Origin of the sequence: Thermotoga neapolitana DSM 4359 (assembly GCF_000018945.1) — a bacterium.
GTDB classification, from domain to species: domain Bacteria; phylum Thermotogota; class Thermotogae; order Thermotogales; family Thermotogaceae; genus Thermotoga; species Thermotoga neapolitana.
The window spans coordinates 1,601,988-1,617,656 of the sequence record NC_011978.1; the positions used below are offsets into that span (position 1 = coordinate 1,601,988).

18 protein-coding genes are annotated in these 15,669 nt (G+C 46.7%); 7 read left to right on the forward strand and 11 right to left on the reverse strand.

Features of this window, described 5'->3' with window-relative positions:
- Window positions 1-55: 55 nt before the first annotated feature.
- From CTN_RS08135 to panD, 6 genes are all read right to left on the reverse strand, one after another.
- A complete protein-coding gene (locus CTN_RS08135) occupies window positions 56-1,084 on the reverse strand; it encodes a hypothetical protein (protein ID WP_004080618.1) in 1,029 nt (342 codons plus the stop codon).
- Window positions 1,024-2,343 carry a type I glutamate--ammonia ligase gene (gene glnA / locus CTN_RS08140; protein WP_004080619.1) on the reverse strand — a complete coding sequence of 440 codons (1,320 nt, stop codon included), beginning with the start codon at window positions 2,341-2,343 and terminating at the stop codon, window positions 1,024-1,026. The genes CTN_RS08135 and glnA overlap by 61 nt, the downstream gene beginning before the upstream one ends.
- Before the next feature lie 183 nt (window positions 2,344-2,526).
- Complete coding sequence (locus CTN_RS08150; RefSeq protein ID WP_004080620.1) at window positions 2,527-3,798, reverse strand: DUF5693 family protein; 1,272 nt, start codon at window positions 3,796-3,798, stop codon at window positions 2,527-2,529.
- Complete coding sequence (locus tag CTN_RS08155) at window positions 3,770-5,002, reverse strand: hypothetical protein (protein WP_004080621.1); 1,233 nt, start codon at window positions 5,000-5,002, stop codon at window positions 3,770-3,772. Before CTN_RS08155 ends, CTN_RS08150 begins: the two co-directional genes overlap by 29 nt.
- Complete coding sequence (locus CTN_RS08160; protein WP_004080622.1) at window positions 4,978-5,892, reverse strand: RluA family pseudouridine synthase; 915 nt, start codon at window positions 5,890-5,892, stop codon at window positions 4,978-4,980. Before CTN_RS08160 ends, CTN_RS08155 begins: the two co-directional genes overlap by 25 nt.
- Window positions 5,893-5,897: 5 nt before the next feature.
- Window positions 5,898-6,242 (reverse strand): aspartate 1-decarboxylase, encoded by a 345-nt coding sequence (panD, locus tag CTN_RS08165; RefSeq protein WP_004080623.1) that lies wholly within the window; start codon window positions 6,240-6,242, stop codon window positions 5,898-5,900.
- A gap of 65 nt (window positions 6,243-6,307) precedes the next feature.
- Here panD and CTN_RS08170 point away from each other — a divergent pair, with 65 nt between their 5' ends.
- Together CTN_RS08170 and CTN_RS08175 are read left to right on the forward strand one after the other, a co-directional pair.
- On the forward strand, window positions 6,308-7,072 hold the full coding sequence (locus CTN_RS08170) for a class I SAM-dependent methyltransferase (protein ID WP_015920053.1): 765 nt from the start codon (window positions 6,308-6,310) through the stop codon (window positions 7,070-7,072).
- Window positions 7,069-7,422, forward strand: a complete 354-nt coding sequence (locus CTN_RS08175) for a PadR family transcriptional regulator (RefSeq protein WP_012311383.1) — start codon at window positions 7,069-7,071, stop codon at window positions 7,420-7,422. The genes CTN_RS08170 and CTN_RS08175 overlap by 4 nt, the downstream gene beginning before the upstream one ends.
- Here the strand turns inward: CTN_RS08175 and CTN_RS08180 are convergent.
- The 3 genes from CTN_RS08180 to CTN_RS08190 are packed head-to-tail and all read right to left on the reverse strand — an operon-like array spanning window position 7,413 to window position 10,351.
- Entirely contained in the window at window positions 7,413-8,630 is a 1,218-nt protein-coding gene (locus CTN_RS08180; protein ID WP_012311384.1) for an amidohydrolase, read from the reverse strand. The two genes, CTN_RS08175 and CTN_RS08180, sit on opposite strands and share 10 nt — an antisense overlap.
- Window positions 8,627-9,064 (reverse strand): CBS domain-containing protein, encoded by a 438-nt coding sequence (locus CTN_RS08185; protein ID WP_015920055.1) that lies wholly within the window; start codon window positions 9,062-9,064, stop codon window positions 8,627-8,629. The genes CTN_RS08180 and CTN_RS08185 overlap by 4 nt, the downstream gene beginning before the upstream one ends.
- Window positions 9,065-9,073: 9 nt before the next feature.
- Window positions 9,074-10,351 (reverse strand): ArsB/NhaD family transporter, encoded by a 1,278-nt coding sequence (locus CTN_RS08190; RefSeq protein WP_015920056.1) that lies wholly within the window; start codon window positions 10,349-10,351, stop codon window positions 9,074-9,076.
- A gap of 24 nt (window positions 10,352-10,375) precedes the next feature.
- Between CTN_RS08190 and CTN_RS08195 the strand changes: the two genes are divergently transcribed.
- Window positions 10,376-11,545, forward strand: coding sequence for a TolB family protein (locus CTN_RS08195; protein ID WP_015920057.1), 1,170 nt, complete (start codon window positions 10,376-10,378; stop codon window positions 11,543-11,545).
- Here CTN_RS08195 and CTN_RS08200 read toward each other — a convergent pair.
- Both CTN_RS08200 and CTN_RS08205 read right to left on the reverse strand, forming a co-directional pair.
- Window positions 11,526-11,984: a restriction endonuclease gene (locus CTN_RS08200; RefSeq protein ID WP_038067973.1), complete on the reverse strand. Its 459-nt coding sequence runs from the start codon at window positions 11,982-11,984 to the stop codon at window positions 11,526-11,528. The genes CTN_RS08195 and CTN_RS08200 overlap by 20 nt on opposite strands.
- A complete protein-coding gene (locus tag CTN_RS08205) occupies window positions 11,950-12,363 on the reverse strand; it encodes a hypothetical protein (RefSeq protein ID WP_038067920.1) in 414 nt (137 codons plus the stop codon). The genes CTN_RS08200 and CTN_RS08205 overlap by 35 nt, the downstream gene beginning before the upstream one ends.
- A 63-nt stretch (window positions 12,364-12,426) precedes the next feature.
- Between CTN_RS08205 and CTN_RS08210 the strand changes: the two genes are divergently transcribed.
- Genes CTN_RS08210 through CTN_RS08225 form a run of 4 tightly spaced genes read left to right on the forward strand, consistent with a single transcriptional unit; the run spans window position 12,427 to window position 15,630 of the window.
- Entirely contained in the window at window positions 12,427-13,482 is a 1,056-nt protein-coding gene (locus CTN_RS08210) for an AAA family ATPase (RefSeq protein WP_015920060.1), read from the forward strand.
- Window positions 13,479-14,672 carry a vWA domain-containing protein gene (locus CTN_RS08215; protein WP_015920061.1) on the forward strand — a complete coding sequence of 398 codons (1,194 nt, stop codon included), beginning with the start codon at window positions 13,479-13,481 and terminating at the stop codon, window positions 14,670-14,672. Before CTN_RS08210 ends, CTN_RS08215 begins: the two co-directional genes overlap by 4 nt.
- Window positions 14,669-15,409: a DUF4895 domain-containing protein gene (locus CTN_RS08220; RefSeq protein WP_015920062.1), complete on the forward strand. Its 741-nt coding sequence runs from the start codon at window positions 14,669-14,671 to the stop codon at window positions 15,407-15,409. Before CTN_RS08215 ends, CTN_RS08220 begins: the two co-directional genes overlap by 4 nt.
- A gap of 38 nt (window positions 15,410-15,447) precedes the next feature.
- Window positions 15,448-15,630 carry a ferredoxin gene (locus CTN_RS08225; protein ID WP_038067923.1) on the forward strand — a complete coding sequence of 61 codons (183 nt, stop codon included), beginning with the start codon at window positions 15,448-15,450 and terminating at the stop codon, window positions 15,628-15,630.
- Window positions 15,631-15,669 lie beyond the last annotated feature (39 nt).

The following is a 15,669-nucleotide window of genomic DNA, read 5'->3' on the forward strand; positions in this document are numbered from 1 at the left end:
CGGGGTGAAATCTTGGGAAAATGTAGTTGGTGAATCTAATAGTCCAGGTGAAGACTCAATAGACTGTGTAGAAGATGAGTTCTCCAGAATCGGTGCAGAGAACAGCGAATTCTTTTTCGGAGATCTTGAAAATCTTCAGAGGATACTTTCCCGTTTTAACCGTTTGAACGACTCTATCGTTTTTTATCAGATATATCTCTTCTGCTTCCACAGAAAGTGCCACCAGATAGTTTTCTATCTCCTCGAGGTAGAGCACAGGGTGCGGCACGTTGATTTGTTTTACGCTTCCGTTTCTGTCAACCACAGAGATAACGGGAGAAACAAGACTGGCAACTGCAATGTCGGGTCCATAGAAGGAAATACCGTAAGCAAAATCGGGAAGGTTTTTCTTCCACACCACCTTTCCGTTCACCAATTTCACGAGCCAGCCGTTTCGGTAGTCAAGGACGTAATCACCGCTTGAACCTTCCACGTAGCGCAGAGGTCGAGAGAGTCCCAGACGAACAGAGGTCATGCTACCGTACCTGAGGTAAATCACATCGGGATCGTCTTCATCTCTCCAATAACAAAGGTAGGCGATTCCTTTCGAAGTTGGAACGAAATAGGTGCTTGAAACTCCTGTTCTGTACCTTTCCACAACTTTGAAGGAACGTAGATCCACTCCAACGAGCGTTCCCTGGGAAAACAACGAAATGTAAAAAACACCGTTGTGGTAAAGAAAGACCGTGGGATCCCCACCAAGAAGAATTTCTCTCTTTCTCTTTCCCGAAGGAGTGAGTTCAACGAATTTTCCCTCGAACATATCAGTAACGTAGAAGTTTCCTTTGAGGTACATACCCCAGACAGGGTAGGAAAAACCTGTGAAACGCGCTGTTACTCTCTTTGAAAGCGCATTCACCGCGACGACTTCTCTTTTCAAAGAATCAACGAGGGTGATGACACCCTCGTTGATCGTTCCTCTCAAAGGATTCACATTGAGATCTATCCTCTCTGTTTCGAGGATTCCCGCGAAAACACTTACGATCAGAGATACAAGTAGCGCTGCAGTTCCCAGTTTGTAACGTAGGTGCTGAATTCCTTCCAATCCTTTTCGGCAGCCTCCACAAATTTTTCGAATATATGTTCTCCCAGTGCATCTATTATAACATCGTCTTTCTTGAGTTCTTCGACAGCCTCTTTCAGTGATCCTGGAAGCGATTCTATGTTGAGTTCTTCCCTTCTCTCAGACGTCATGTGGTAAATGTTTTCTTCAACCGGCGCGGGAGGCTCGATTTTGTTGATGATACCGTCCAGACCTGCCGCGAGGATAGCCGCGAAGGCAAGATAGATGTTACAGGATGGATCGGGTGATCTGTACTCCAATCTTGTCGCTTTTCCTCTTGCCTTTGGAATTCTGATGAGGGCGCTTCTGTTTCCAACTGACCAGGAGATGTAAACGGGCGCTTCGTAACCGGGAACGAGTCTCTTGTAGCTGTTTATCGTGGGATTTGTGACGGCTGCGAGAGCTTTGGCGTGCTTCAATATACCACCAACGAAGTATCTGAGTTCTTTAGAAAGCCCAAGAGGATCGTCGGGATCGTAGAAGGCATTTTTGTCACCCCTGAAAAGACTCATGTGGACATGCATTCCCGATCCGTTCACACCGTAGAAGGGTTTGGGCATGAAGGTTGCATGATATCCGTGGAAGATGGCCATGGTCTTGATTACGAGTTTCACGGTCTGGGCATTGTCGGCGGTTCTCAGGAAAGTGTCGTACCTGAAGTCCACCTCGTGCTGTGAGGGAGCAACTTCGTGGTGCGTTGCTTCAACAGTGATCCCCATCTTTTCGAGAGCTATCGCGATGTCCCTTCTGATCTCCTCGACTTTACTGAGCGGCAGAAGATCGAAATATCCTCCATGGTCAAGAAACTCAGGAACAGGTTCTCCTTTTTCGTTGATGGGAAGGATGAAAAATTCCATCTCGGGACCCGCATACGGTGTGTAACCCAGCTGTTCTGCTTTTTCCATCATTCTTCTTAGTCTGTAACGGGGATCTCCCTCAAAGGGTTTACCATCTGGAGTGTAAACGTCACAGATGACTCTTGCACTCTTTGCACCATCGACCGTCCACGGAAGAACGGCGAAGGTGTCGAGGACGGGCTTGAGGTACATATCAGACTCTTCGATTCTCACAAAACCCTCGATGGATGAACCGTCGAACATGATTCCGTCCTCCCAGGATTCGAGAAAAACATCCGGCGTTATCTCTAAATTCTTCAAGGTCCCGTTGATGTCGGTGAATTGCAGCCTGATGAATCGAACATTCTCCTCTTCGATGATTCTTTTGATGGTCTCAATTGTCATAACAACACCTCCTCTTGAACATAAAAAATCATTGTGGTATAATCAATATCCCAAGACATGAAATGAAGTTGTTTGGGCCAGTAAAAATCAAAAACAACAACCTTTTCTGTCCCCGGGGACAGAGGGGTTTTTTCTTTTTGCATCTTTATGCGTAGAATATAACAGCCGTTTGTGAATTGCAAATTATTTGGAAGTTAAAAAGCGGTTTAGAAATACCTTCAGAAATAAGAACACAGCATATCCTATAGCAAGGCCAAGAGCGCTTCTGTAGATAGAAACCACCAGAGGCGTTTTAACATGACAGAACGTGTTGAACATCGAAACGAGCGCAACGCTGCCAAAACTCTCTCTGAGAAAATCGTATTCTCTGAATCCTTCCAACCAGAAAAACGGGTAGCACACAATTTCCTTGAAACGGGGCCGAACCATCAAAACACTCTCCAGCCAGTCTCTGAACTTTCTTTCAACTTCCAGCACCCATCCCGAATTTCCCGAACGCATAAGATAATAGAAACCCACAGGAATGGCAAGGAAAAGGAGCGGCAGGTACTTTTTCCAGTTTCTTCTGTTCTTCCAAAGTCCTGAAAGAAAGAGAAGCCCGGGAAGAAGTACGAGTGAAAGTTTCACTCCGCGGAAGTCCAGGATACCGTTGAGGTGGTACAGATCGCTGAGACTCAGAGACAGAGAGATCGACAGAAGGAGAAAACTCAACACTTTCAACCATTTCTTTTTCGGCACAAAATACGCCGCCAGTGTACCGGAAACAAAAAGGAGAGACACGAACCATTCCCTTGAAAAAGGCAAAACGAAGACTACAGAGAGAAGCAGAGGATTCAGAGAGGTTATCATAAGAATGGGAGGTATCAAGAAGATCCACTTCGGGAAAGGCGGTTCAGATTCTGGAGGAGCCGGAAACGGTACAACTTTTCCTTTGAAATAACTGGAAAGCCTCTGAACGAGGAGCTCTTTTTCGTCTATGTCCCTTATCCAGAGAACCTCCACACTTCGTTCAAGAACGGCTCTTTTGTACCTGTGAAACAGCGCTTCTTCGTCCAGATTCAGCTTTTCTATCTCTTCGGGTTTCACCGTGTGAACACGAAAGAAGAGGCCGTCTTTCTTCAAAAGTGCGACTTTTCTTGCGAAATCGTAAGATGGATCGAACTCAACGATCCCAAGCCATTTTCCTTTCAATTTCTCTGCCAATTCTTGAGGCTCCCAGAAGAGAGGTTCACCTTTGAGAATCACGATCTCGGCTTCCGGTGGCAAATCTTTTCTGCTCGAAAGGTCAAAGAGAACCACTCGCTTTCCATCGATCATGTCGTCGAACAGAAAGGAAAATTCCATCCCTTTCCTGTCATAAGCCACCCTTTCTGGAAGAAAGAACACGATGAGAACAACAGAACTCACCAGAAAAATGAGAAAAAGACTATTTCTCAAGTTTGTAAACTTCTTCACCCACCATCACCTCGACTTCTTCCCTAGTCCAGCCGTAGATCAAACTCCCTTTCAGGGAGAGTCCGCCGATCTGGATTTTCCTTTTTGGTCCCAGATACACGGGAACGGGCCTTTCTCTCACAATCACTCTGTGTGGTCTGTTCACCACAAAGAAAGCGGTACTCGTGTTACCGAAAGTATCCGTAGCCTTCACAAAGACAACATGATGCCCATCTGGTATCTTCTGGGCTTCTCTTCCATCGCAGATGTATTCAACTCGAAAAGAAGAAGCGTCTTCTATCTTCTCCGGAGAGAGAACGAGTGGAGGAGTGGTGTCTCTCACATCGATCTCCATTCTCAAAAAGTTTCCGGATTCATCGCAACCGATAAGGTGATAGACACCAGGAAATTCTGGAGAAAACACAGTGATCTTTTCTCCAGTTGATGGAAGAAACCAGTTCACAAGAGGTGGTAGAATGAGGCTCTGGCCGAACTCAACAGAAGATTGGTACGATCTTTCCGCGAAAGAAACAGGAAGAGCTTCGAATGAGAGACTGGTGGATTGTCCCAGAGAATCCACCACTTCTACTTCGAGCTTTGTGGCTTCCGTGGTTTGGTACCACAATTTGCCTTCCCTTCCATTCCAGAGTGTGACGAAGGTAGAATCGTCAGTCACATTCAGAAAGACCACCGTTCCGATAAGAGGATGCCACACCTTTGAATATCTCACCTCAGGAGGCTTTGGAGTGACGTCTATGGTGCCTTCTATTCTCCTTGGAACCTCAATTTTTTTGAAGAAGAAGGAAAGATAGTACTCGAGCTTCTCTTTTGTAATAGATCCCTTTACAACGACCCTGTCGCGTGAAAAGACTTCAACGGGAAATGCGTCGTAAACGAACGTGAGATCTGTGCTTTCAAGAAGCTCGGCGAAAACATCCTCGGGAATTCGGATATCCCCCACATCGACTCCGATCGTCACACCGTTGCTCAGGACAAGGGTCGTGCTGTCTGGAAGATCAATGGTGATACCCCGAACCTTCGGAGGAGTGTAAATTGTCTCAAGAGAGGCTTTGAAGGGTTCCAGGTCGCGTGAAGTTTCAAAAGGGAAAGTTCTGTTCGTTAACGAAACGATGCCGGTGTTGTTGTAAGTGTTGAAGAGCACTTCCTTAGAAAACAAAAGAAGAGACGAGAGAATGAGAATCAGGAAAGAAATTCTTCTAACCATTCATCACTCCTCTCTTCTAAAAGGTTCAGAACGCTGAGAAGATCATCTGGAAGGGGTGCCCTGAAGTCCTTTTCCTCCTCAGTCCACGGATCGATGAACTTCATTCTATAGCTGTGGAGGAACTGTCTTTTTAAACCGTATCTCTTTCGAAACTCTCTGTTGAAATGTCTGTCACCGTAGGTGTCGTCTCCCACAACGGGAAAACCTATCTGCGAAAGGTGTCTTCTTATCTGATGCTTTCTACCCGTGTGTATCTTCACGCGGAGAAGCGAAACATCTTTCAGAGGTTTCACCGAAACGATCTCAGAAACCGCTTCCTGCCCATCGAGAGGAATGGTGATTTTCATGTTGTTCTCTGGAACTCCTCTTACGAGCGTGACGTATTCTTTCTCTATGTTTCTGCCCTTGAACAGTTCCGTGAGAATTCTCGCGGCCTCTCTGTTTTTGGCAACAACGAGAAGCCCAGAGGTTTCTTTGTCGAGTCTGTGAACGAGAAACGGTGAAAACCCCTTTTCCTGACCGTAATAAAGGAGTCCTTCTATCAACGTCGCAACATGAACACCTTTTCCTGGATGTATGGCTATGTTCGGTGGCTTGTTCAGCACAAGGTAGTGATCGTCTTCGTAGAGCACGTCGAGTTTCATGGGAACTGGTGTGAGGTCTTTCTTCTCAGATCTCTTCGGAAGATTTTCCAGATTCACATACCGGAGCTCTACCACGTCTCCTTCTTCCAGATCGAAAGAAGGATCCTTCACGCGTTTTCTGTTGACATACACCTTTCCCTTTCTGATGAGTTTGTATATCACCGAAAGGGGTACGTCTTTCAGCTGGTTCCTCAGAAATTTGTCCAGCCTTCTGTAGAAATTCTCCCTGGTGACTTCCATTCTCATGACTTTTATTTCTCCTGAACGATTTCGTTTTTCTCGTTGAGAACGATCGTTTTCGCTTTCACAGGTTTGTCACTGAAGGTGAAAGCCATGATGATCACTCTGTCACCTTCTTCACCGAGTCTTGCGGCTGCACCGTAGAGGTTTATCTCACGGCTTCCCCTCTTTCCCTTTATGACATACGTTACGAATCTTTCGGCGTTGTTGACGTTCACCACCAGTACGAGTTCTCCCTCGCTGATGCCCGCTTTTCCCATCAGCTCTTCGTCTATTTCTATGCTTCCTTCGTAGTAAACTTCTTTTCTCGTGATCGTAGCCATGTGAATTTTGGACTTCAGATATATGTTCAGCATCGTTTCACCCTCCCGAAAGATTTTATCATGCAAAGATATGTTATGATTTTACAGAAACACAGGAGGTGGGAAATATTTACAAGCGATTCGCACGAGTTTTTCACGAGGGGCCGTACACATCGTTCTCGAGAAGAATAGCGAAAAATTTCGCCAAGATTCTGGAAAACTTTCATATTCGAGGAAAAAAAGTGCTGGATGTGGCCTGTGGAGAAGGAACATTCGCTGTGGAGATCGCAAAGCAGGGTTTCGAAGTGGTGGGAGTGGATCTGTCACCTGAGATGCTCAAATTCGCTGTGGAGAGGGCAGAGAGAGAAAACGTGCCCGTAGTTTTCCTGAAGATGGACATGAGGGACCTGAGCTTTCAGGAAGAATTCGACATAGTCACGTGCTGGTTCGACAGTTTGAACTATCTTCTTGATTATGATGATCTGAAGAGAACGTTCAAAGGGGTGTGGAACGCTCTGAAACCGGGTGGGCACTTTCTTTTCGACATGAACACCATATACGGTCTGTTCATGGCGAGTCAGGAAGGTCCTGTGTACATCCAGCAGGACAGTTCGAACGTTTTTGAAGTTCAGGATATAGAGTTCGATCTGGAAGATTCCATTGCCACTTTCTACGTGACGGTTTTTGAGAGAAAAGAGGGAAACCTTTGGGAAAGGTTCGATGAGATACACAGAGAAAGAGGCTATAAAATCAAAGAGATAGCAAGCGCTTTGAGAGAAGCAGATTTCATATTTTCTTTTTACGACGACCTTTTGAACAAAACTCCGGTATCCGATTACAGTCGAAGGCTCTGGTGTGTTGCAAGAAAGGAGATAGAAAGATGAGGTTTCGAGGTGGAAGAGGAATTCACGGATGGTGGCTGGCCAGCGTTCTCCTTTTGCTCATAGCAGAAGAACCCTCACATGGGTATGAACTCGCGGAGAAACTTTCGGATTTCGGAATAGAGGTACCCGGTATCGGCCACATGGGAAACATCTACCGCGTGCTGGCAAGTCTTGAAGAGGGCGGTCTTGTCCAGACCGAATGGGACACGTCGGTGAGCCCTCCCAGGAAGGTGTACAGGATCACACCGCGGGGAAAGATGTATTTGAGGGAAACCTTGAAAAACCTGGAGGAGATGAAAGAAAGAATAGAGATGCTCGAAAGGAGGATAAAGAAAGCGCTTCAAGAGTAGAGTTCTTTTTCGATTCTCTTCAACTCTCTTTTCACTTCATTCTCGTCTATGGTTGGGTATTTTCCATCGTAGTAGATCCACCTTCCTGCCACCATGGTGGCAAAGACGTTTCCGGAAAAGGCATGGACGAGATGACTCTTGATGTGCCTGGAGGGAAACATCTCTGGAAGTTCCAGATCGATCACCACAAGGTCTGCGTTCCATCCTTCTTCCAGTTTTCCACTCTTGAAACCCATCGCCCTCGCCCCATTGATCGTTACCATCTTCAGACACGTTTCAACATCCATCCTGCGTGGATCTTCCATTTTCTGAAGGAGACTGGCAACTCTCATCTCGAAGAAGAGGTTCAGAGAGTTGTTGCTCGCGGATCCATCCGTTCCGAGCGTGACTTTCACACCACGTTCTATCATCTTCCAGACAGAAGCGATGCCGTTTCCGAGTTTCAGATTGCTGGCAGGATTGTGCGAGACAAAGAAAGGCAGATCCTTCAGCGAACGAAAGTGTTCCTCTGGAAGGTAAACGCAGTGGGCAGCTATCGTTTTCACGTTCTTCATGCCCAGCTCCAGTAACTCTGAAAGATCGTAGTTTTCCTTCGACGTTTCGTAAAGATGGATGGTTATGGGGGCATCCAAGGATTTTGCAACATCGAAGATCCTTTTTAGGTACTCCTTTGAACACAGATACGGTGAATGTGGACCGAAACCGACCAGGATCCTTCCGTCGAATCCGTTCCACTCACGGTAGAGCTTTAAGTTTTCATCGAGACGCCCTCCGTCGTCTCCATGATCGTCGACAAGGCCACGTGTGAGAAGTGCTCTCATTCCGAAGTCTCTGACTGCCTTTGCAACCCATTCTTCGTGAAAGTACATGTCGACAAAGCCCGCTGTTCCATGCCTTGCCATCTCCATCTGTGCAAGAATCGTGCCGTAGTAGATCATCTTTTCTGTCAGTCTGTCCTCCAAAGGAAGGACCCTGGAAAACAACCAGTCTTCAAAACTGAGATCTTCTGCCACCCCTCTCAGAAGGGTCATTGGAGCGTGCGTGTGCGTGTTGAAAAGGGCGGGCATGATCATCTTTCCAGAAAGGTCCACGTCGACCTTTGTCTTTCCCTGAATCACCCGCTTTATGATCCCCGATTCTATTTCAACGGCGCCAAAGAACGGTTCAGAAGAAAAATCCTTCAGTATGAGGCAGTTTCCCAGGATCATTCTTTTCTCTCCTTCCACAGAGCAAGGAGAATCTCGAGGGAGTTGAGATCTCCTATTATTTCACCTTCTTCGTTCAGAACAGGCATTTCCTGTATGTTGTTGTCGATCATCATTTTCAGGGCTTCCTCCACCGGTGTGTCCGGATGAACGTACACAGGAGGTACCATTATCTCGGATGCGCTCTTTGCTACCAGTTTTTTCATGGAAGAGCGAACAAGTTCCTCTTTCGGAATGAATCCGAAGAAGTGAAACCCTGTTACCTTCAGAAGATGAAGAACCGGTATCATACCAACGAGTTTTCCATCCCTTACAACGTATACGGTTCTTGTGATGGGATCTTCCAGTATTTTATCGACAACTTCCTCTATGGGATCATCTTCTTCCACGATCGTTGGATTCAGAGAGATCAATCTGCACACGTCTTTCACTTTCATGGTATCACCTCAATATCTGAACAAAAGGTACACCCCAGAAACCAGAAGACTGATTAAGAGTACAGGAAAACCCACTTTGAAATAATCCCAGAACGTGATGTGTTTTCTGTCCGCAACCAATGAGGTTCCTATGATGTTCGCAGACGCTCCAACCAGGGTACCGTTTCCCCCCAGACACGCTCCTAAAGAAAGCGCCCACCAGAGAGGCCTCAGGTCAGAAAAATTCTCCGGCGACAGAATCGCAAGTTTCTTTATCACCGGAATCATCGTGGCCGTGAACGGAATGTTGTCGACGAATGCTGAACTGATGCCGGATATCCCCAGAACAGATATCAGTGCACGTTCCATCTTTCCGCCTGACATTCTGGAAACAAGAGCCGAGATCTTTTCCAGAACACCCGTTTCTTCCAGCCCGCCGACGACGAGAAAAAGACCTATGAAGAAGAAAATGACGCCCCATTCGATCTCTTTGAGAACTCCTTCTATTTCCTCCTTGTTCAGGAAAGCAAGAGAGAAGAACCCGGCGAACAGGGCCACCTCGAAACTCTCCAGCCCGAGCACCTTTTGGAGGGAAAAAAGAACGAGGACAAAAACTGTCAGCGTTATGGACAGATAGAAGAGTTTTTTGTTGACGATGGCCCTTCTTGGATCGAACCCTTTGACCACCTCTGTTGGCACTTTTTTGAAGATGACCCTTCTGTAGACGATCGAGAGAAACCCCATTACAACGAAGAATACCAGAACGGCTGCGGGGGCCACGTTGAGAACAAAATCCAGGAAGTGGAGTTTTGCCGCCGAAGCGATCATGATGTTCGGAGGATCTCCTATCATCGTGGCGGTTCCGCCTATGTTCGAGGAGATGATCTCAGATATTACAAAGGGCACCGGGTCGAGATCCACCGTATCACAGACCACGAGGGTAACCGGCACGAACACGAGGATCGTCGTCACGTTGTCCAGGAAGGATGAAAGAAGGGCCACAAGAAAGTTGATCGAAAGAAAGAAAAAGAACACGTTTCCTCTGGAAAATTTCACGGAGTACAATCCCAGAAAATGAAACAGACCACTTCTTTTTGTGACGGCAACGAAGATCATCATGCCTATCAAGAGAAATATGGTGTTGAAGTCCACGTACCTGACGAGTGCTTCGATGGGATCTTTGAACACAAGAAAGAGTGTGGCGCTTCCTCCCAGCATGGTGATAACCGCTCTGTGGTGTTTTTCCAAGACGATGAAGAGGTATACTATTATAAAGATCAGAAGGGAAACGAGAGCACTCTCGAACAAATTATCTCCTCCGGAGGTACAGAGATGAAAAAAACCCTTTTTTCGATCTTTGCTATTATACCTCTTCTCTCTTTCGCAATTGTAACTCTGAATTTAAGCCTGTTCAGTACGGATCAGGCCTCATCTGTTTTGATGGATGTGAAAAGCAAGATATTCGAACTTCTGCCGGAAGAGGCAACCGTTACCAATTCGGCGACGGCGACGTTTTCGATGACCTTTTTCCTCTCGTACGACGCAACGGACAATGTGTACATTGGAGAGTGGAGATACAAAGATGAAACGGTAAGATACGAGTACAACCCCGGAGGATACAAGTATTACAGGGACTTCGTGATGGAGTGTGCCTCTTTTCCGCTTGAGAAGGTCTCTTTCTATCTGTTCTCGAAGGGTGAGTTCCCGGAGGTGTTTCGCCTCACGTATCATCCTGCCCTCGACGAGTACAGCGATTTCTCCAGTGAGTATTTCGTTTTCTCCTCAGAAAGGCTTTCTGGAAACAGGAATCTGTTTCTGATCGACAGAAAAAATGGAGATCTTCTTTCCCTGCCTGTGTACGGTAGCAGCGAGTACTTTCCGAGGATATCCCTGGATCAAAAGTACCTGCTCTTTCAGGGTTCACTCCATGGAAACTGGGGCATATACTACATGCCGATCTCAAAAGATTATTCCTCGAAGATAAAACTCATCTCACGGGGTAGATTTGCGGCGTACAATCCCAATTGGCTCGACGAAAACACGATGGTGTACGTTCAGGAAGATGCCACCTCGAATCATCTCGTTGTGAAAGATCTCGTAACGATGAGGGAAAAGACGTACGATCTTCCGTTCGACTGGGTTTTCACACCCGTCAAGGGCAGAGATGGAATCGTTTTCGTTGGTTTGAAAGAGTCCGACTTTGGAATATACGAACTCCTTCCGGATGGAACGGTGACGGTTCTGGAAAACAGTCCTTACAACGAGTTCGATCCGGATGTGTTTGGAAATTACCTGATTTTCTCCTCGAACAGGGACGGTGTTTTCAGGATATACGCAAAGGATTTGGAAAGTGGGAAAGTCTGGTGCCTGACGGAAAAGATCCCTTACGATGCGTTCTATCCTGCGTTCTCTGAGGACGGAAAGTTGGTGGCTTTCTCTGTGTACGAAAAGGGTAGTGAGCCAGACATCTGGATCGTGCGCTTCAGAGTTCCTCAGGAGTGATGTTCTTCACAACGTGAACCTTCTTTATGAATCCTCCTGCTGATTCAAGTAATTCCAGCTCTTTTTCAAGGGACTGCGATATCTCACCGTTGGTGAACACACCCACTTCGACAGCACCGTAGATGTAGGCAGCCGCAACGAGTTCTTTCACCACACTCTTTTCCACGGCAGAACTTCTCAACTTCACCTGAAAAACAACGGTTCTTCCGCGCTTTTTTGCGACGATGTCTGCACCAAAGTCTTTGCTTTTTCGAGTCACCCTCACCTTTTTGAAACCGTGTTCCCGAAGATATTCCCTTGCGAACTCTTCGAATCGATAGGGGTTCTTCAGACCGGTCTTCAGAAGAGATCTTAATCTTTCGTTTCTCTTTCTTCTTCTGAGAAAGAACCAGATGAGAACAAGGCTAATAGACAACAGAATCAAAACGACGTATATCATCACTTTTCACCCTCGTTCTGTGAATTCTGAAAGTTCTCTTCATCCTCTCAAAGGCCTCCTGGGATTCTTTTGTAATGGAAGAATAAACCACTCTTACATCGCGCACCCTGTTCACATACGCGGTGTAGAGGATCTCCTTCACAACATCGAAGTTCACATCTCCAACCGCAACGATCAATCTTCTAGCACCCTTTTTTATCAAAAACAGCTCGCAGCCGTTCACCGTCCTCTGAACGATCTGATATCTCTTCCTCTCGTAGTGTTTTCTCACGGCCTGGCAGACAAGATCCGGTGTTATCTCTCTTTTCCTCTCCGAGAGTGCAAGAAAAACGATGAAAAGAACGACAGCAACTGTGAGGACGATTCCCAGAACGCTCATTTTCATCACCCTTTCCTATGATATCAAACGTGGTATCATTGATGAGGAAAGGAAGGTGGAAGCGTGAAGGTGGAAGAAGCAAAATTCCTGGCAAAGAAAATCATGCTGGCAGGAGAGATTCCCCTTCTGGTAGGTCACTTCGGAGTTGGAAAGACAGATATCGCAAGAGACATCGCAGAGGAAACAGGCAGAAAACTGATCATACTGGTTCTCTCACAGATGGAACCAGGAGATCTGATAGGGCTTCCTGCACGGTCTGAGGAAAAAACGGTGTTTTTGAGACCAGACTGGTGGCCAGAGGACGGAAACACCCTCCTCTTTCTGGACGAGATAAACAGAGCGCATCGTTCTGTGAGGAATGCGATCATGCAGCTTCTCATAGACAGAAGGATCCACAACCATGTTCTTCCGGAGGGAACATGGATCATGGCGGCCATGAACCCACCGGAGGAAGAATACGACCAGGCAGATCTCATAACGGATCCCGCTTTCATATCGAGGTTTTTCATACTCGAGGTCAATCCGGATGTTTCGGAGTGGTTGGAATGGGCTGGAAAAAACGGTGTTTCAGAAGAAGTGAGGAGTTTCATCAAAAACTATCCGGAGTTTCTCTTTCCGGAGAAGAGCCTCTCCCTGAAAACATCTCTGAAACCTTCCCCAAGGAGCTGGTACAAACTTTCAAACGTTCTGAAGACCCTCACAGAAGAGGAAAAGGAAAAGTACGGATACGTGTTGGCCGCGGGAATCGTGGGCCCGGAGGCAGCGAAAGCCTTCTACGACTCCTTCTTCCAGAAAACACGGGTGCCTTCTGTAGAACGTGTCCTTTTGAAAGGTGAAATGGAGGGTATGGACGATGTTCATGCGGCAAACACCCTCGTTTTGAGAGTTGTGGACTTTTTGAACAAAACAGATAGAACCACCCTCGAGAGGAATTTGAACGTCATTTCAGAGAACCTTTCAAAACTCGCTGAAAGAGTTCCAAAGGAATCTTTCTATGGTATTCTGAGGTTCATAGTCGATGAATCCCAGAAAGATGGTGAAAAATCCGATCTCTTCGATAAAATTCTGGAAAAGATGGTGGAAAAAGAAGAACTTCGAAAAATGGTGAGTGAAATATGAAACCTGAGGAACTGCTGAAGAAAGCTGTTTTGAATCTGGGAAAAAAATCCCCATTCTATTACTACGTTCTCCTCGGAATGAAGATCGTCCCGTCAAAGTCCATCAGGAACCTGAAGATCTCCTTTTCCACAACAGGAGACGTGATGTTGCTTTACAATCCTGAGGCTCTGGAGAAAAAGCATGTGAGAATGGTCGAGGCTCTCCTGTTGCATGAGGTCATGCACGTGATCTTCCAGCACTTTCGAATAAAACCAAAAGATGAAAGAGACAGAAAAATATGGGACCTTGCCATGGACGCTGCCATCAACCAGTACATTCCTGAACTTGCAGCATTCGGTGTTCCGCTCGACGTTCTGGTCAAAGAGGGTCATTCCGTGGACAACGACACGCTGTTCGTTCTACCACCAGAGTGGATGATGTTCGAAAACGCAGAGACCTACCACAGATGGATTTTAGATGAGATGGAAAGACTCGGAAGATACGATGTAGAGGTGGTCTCAGAGTTTCGAGAAGGTGTGGACGATCATTCGGGACTGTTCGAAGAGGACTTTCCAGTTGAGATGATCCTGGAGCTTACGAAAGACAGAACCAAAAAGGCTTTCAACATCTTTGGAGATTCACTTCCCTCCGGGGTTAAAAGGGAAATTCAGCTTTTGCTGGAAAATCCTGAACTCGACTGGAAGACCCTTATCCGGCGATTCTTTGGAATTTCCATAAAGGCGGATCGATACACCACACCATTGAGACCGAACAGAAGGTACGATCATCTTCCAGGGTGGCGAAACGAATACCTTTCCAGGGTGGCTGTTGTGATCGACACAAGTGGAAGTATCGTGGAAAAGGAACTGAATCAGTTCGTATCGGAACTGGAGAGACTCGCAGGCATTTTGAAAGAAGAGATCTGGCTCGTTCAGGTGGACAGGAATGTGACCTCCGTTGTCAGGTACAGATCGGGAGACTGGCGGGATCTGGAGATCGTGGGCGGCGGAAGTACTGACCTTCAGCCGGCCGTTGATTACTCCGAGAAGGTGCTGAGGGCGGAAGGTACGATCGTTTTCACAGATGGCCACACGGATGTTCCATTTGCAAGAAGAAGGATTCTCTTTGTGCTCTCCAGATTCCACAACGAGGATTTTCAGAAAGAAGCCCGGAGGATGTACGGTAAGGATGCGGTGGTGGTGCTATCGTGAAAAAGGAACTGGAGTCTCTCCTGAAAGAGATTTCTCCCGTGAACCCGCTGAAGGAATACGAGGAAAGACTCGACAACGTTCACCTTCATGTGTTTTTGCTGAGGGTGAAAAGGCACCGATTTCCGAGTCTTTTTCTCATGATGGACGTATCCGGCAGGAAACTTTTGAACCTCTCCGTTGAGGATCCGTTCGACAGAGAACCATGTATATACAGAGTGTCTGCGGACGTTCCCGACACCCTACTTTCGTTCTACAGGAAGCATTTCAAAGAAGTGGATTCGGTTTCTTCAGGGATCTTCCGTATGCCGTTGAGGGTAAAGGTTCTGCGATCGGTCGGCGATGAGACGTGGCTTCAGAAGATATTCCTTCAGGAGAAAGTCAGGGGTGAGGAATTTTTCCTGTTTCAGGAGAGAGTATCGGAGAAAGATCTGAAAAAGCTTTTCGATCTTCTGAACTCAGAACTCAAGTTGATCCTGAGAAACGAGGGAATAGATGTGTTCCTTGATCTGCCGGACTGGGTCGAGAAGGACCATGTGCCACTGCTTCACGAAATAGGAGTCCTTCTCAGGAAAAAGGAAAACATACAGCCAGCCCAGAACCCAGAAGAGAGAACATTTCTCAGTTTGAGGATCGGTTACGACAGGTTCTTCGAAGAGGAATTCGATCTGGTATCCTTTGTGGGAGATTTCTTGAAGAAATTGAAGAAAATATACAAGGTGACCATTTCGATGTTATAATAGACAATGTACGAAAACTTTCCAAGGAGGGGCGAAACATGAAGGTAAAGGTCGACGCAGATGCCTGCATCGGTTGTGGAGTTTGTGAAAACCTCTGTCCAGATGTCTTCCAGCTCGGTGACGATGGGAAGGCCAAGGTCCTCCAGCCCGAAACTGACCTTCCCTGTGCGAAAGACGCTGCTGATAGCTGTCCCACTGGCGCTATAAGCGTTGAAGAGTGAGGAAGAAGGGGTGGGTTTCCACCCCTTTAGAATTTTTTC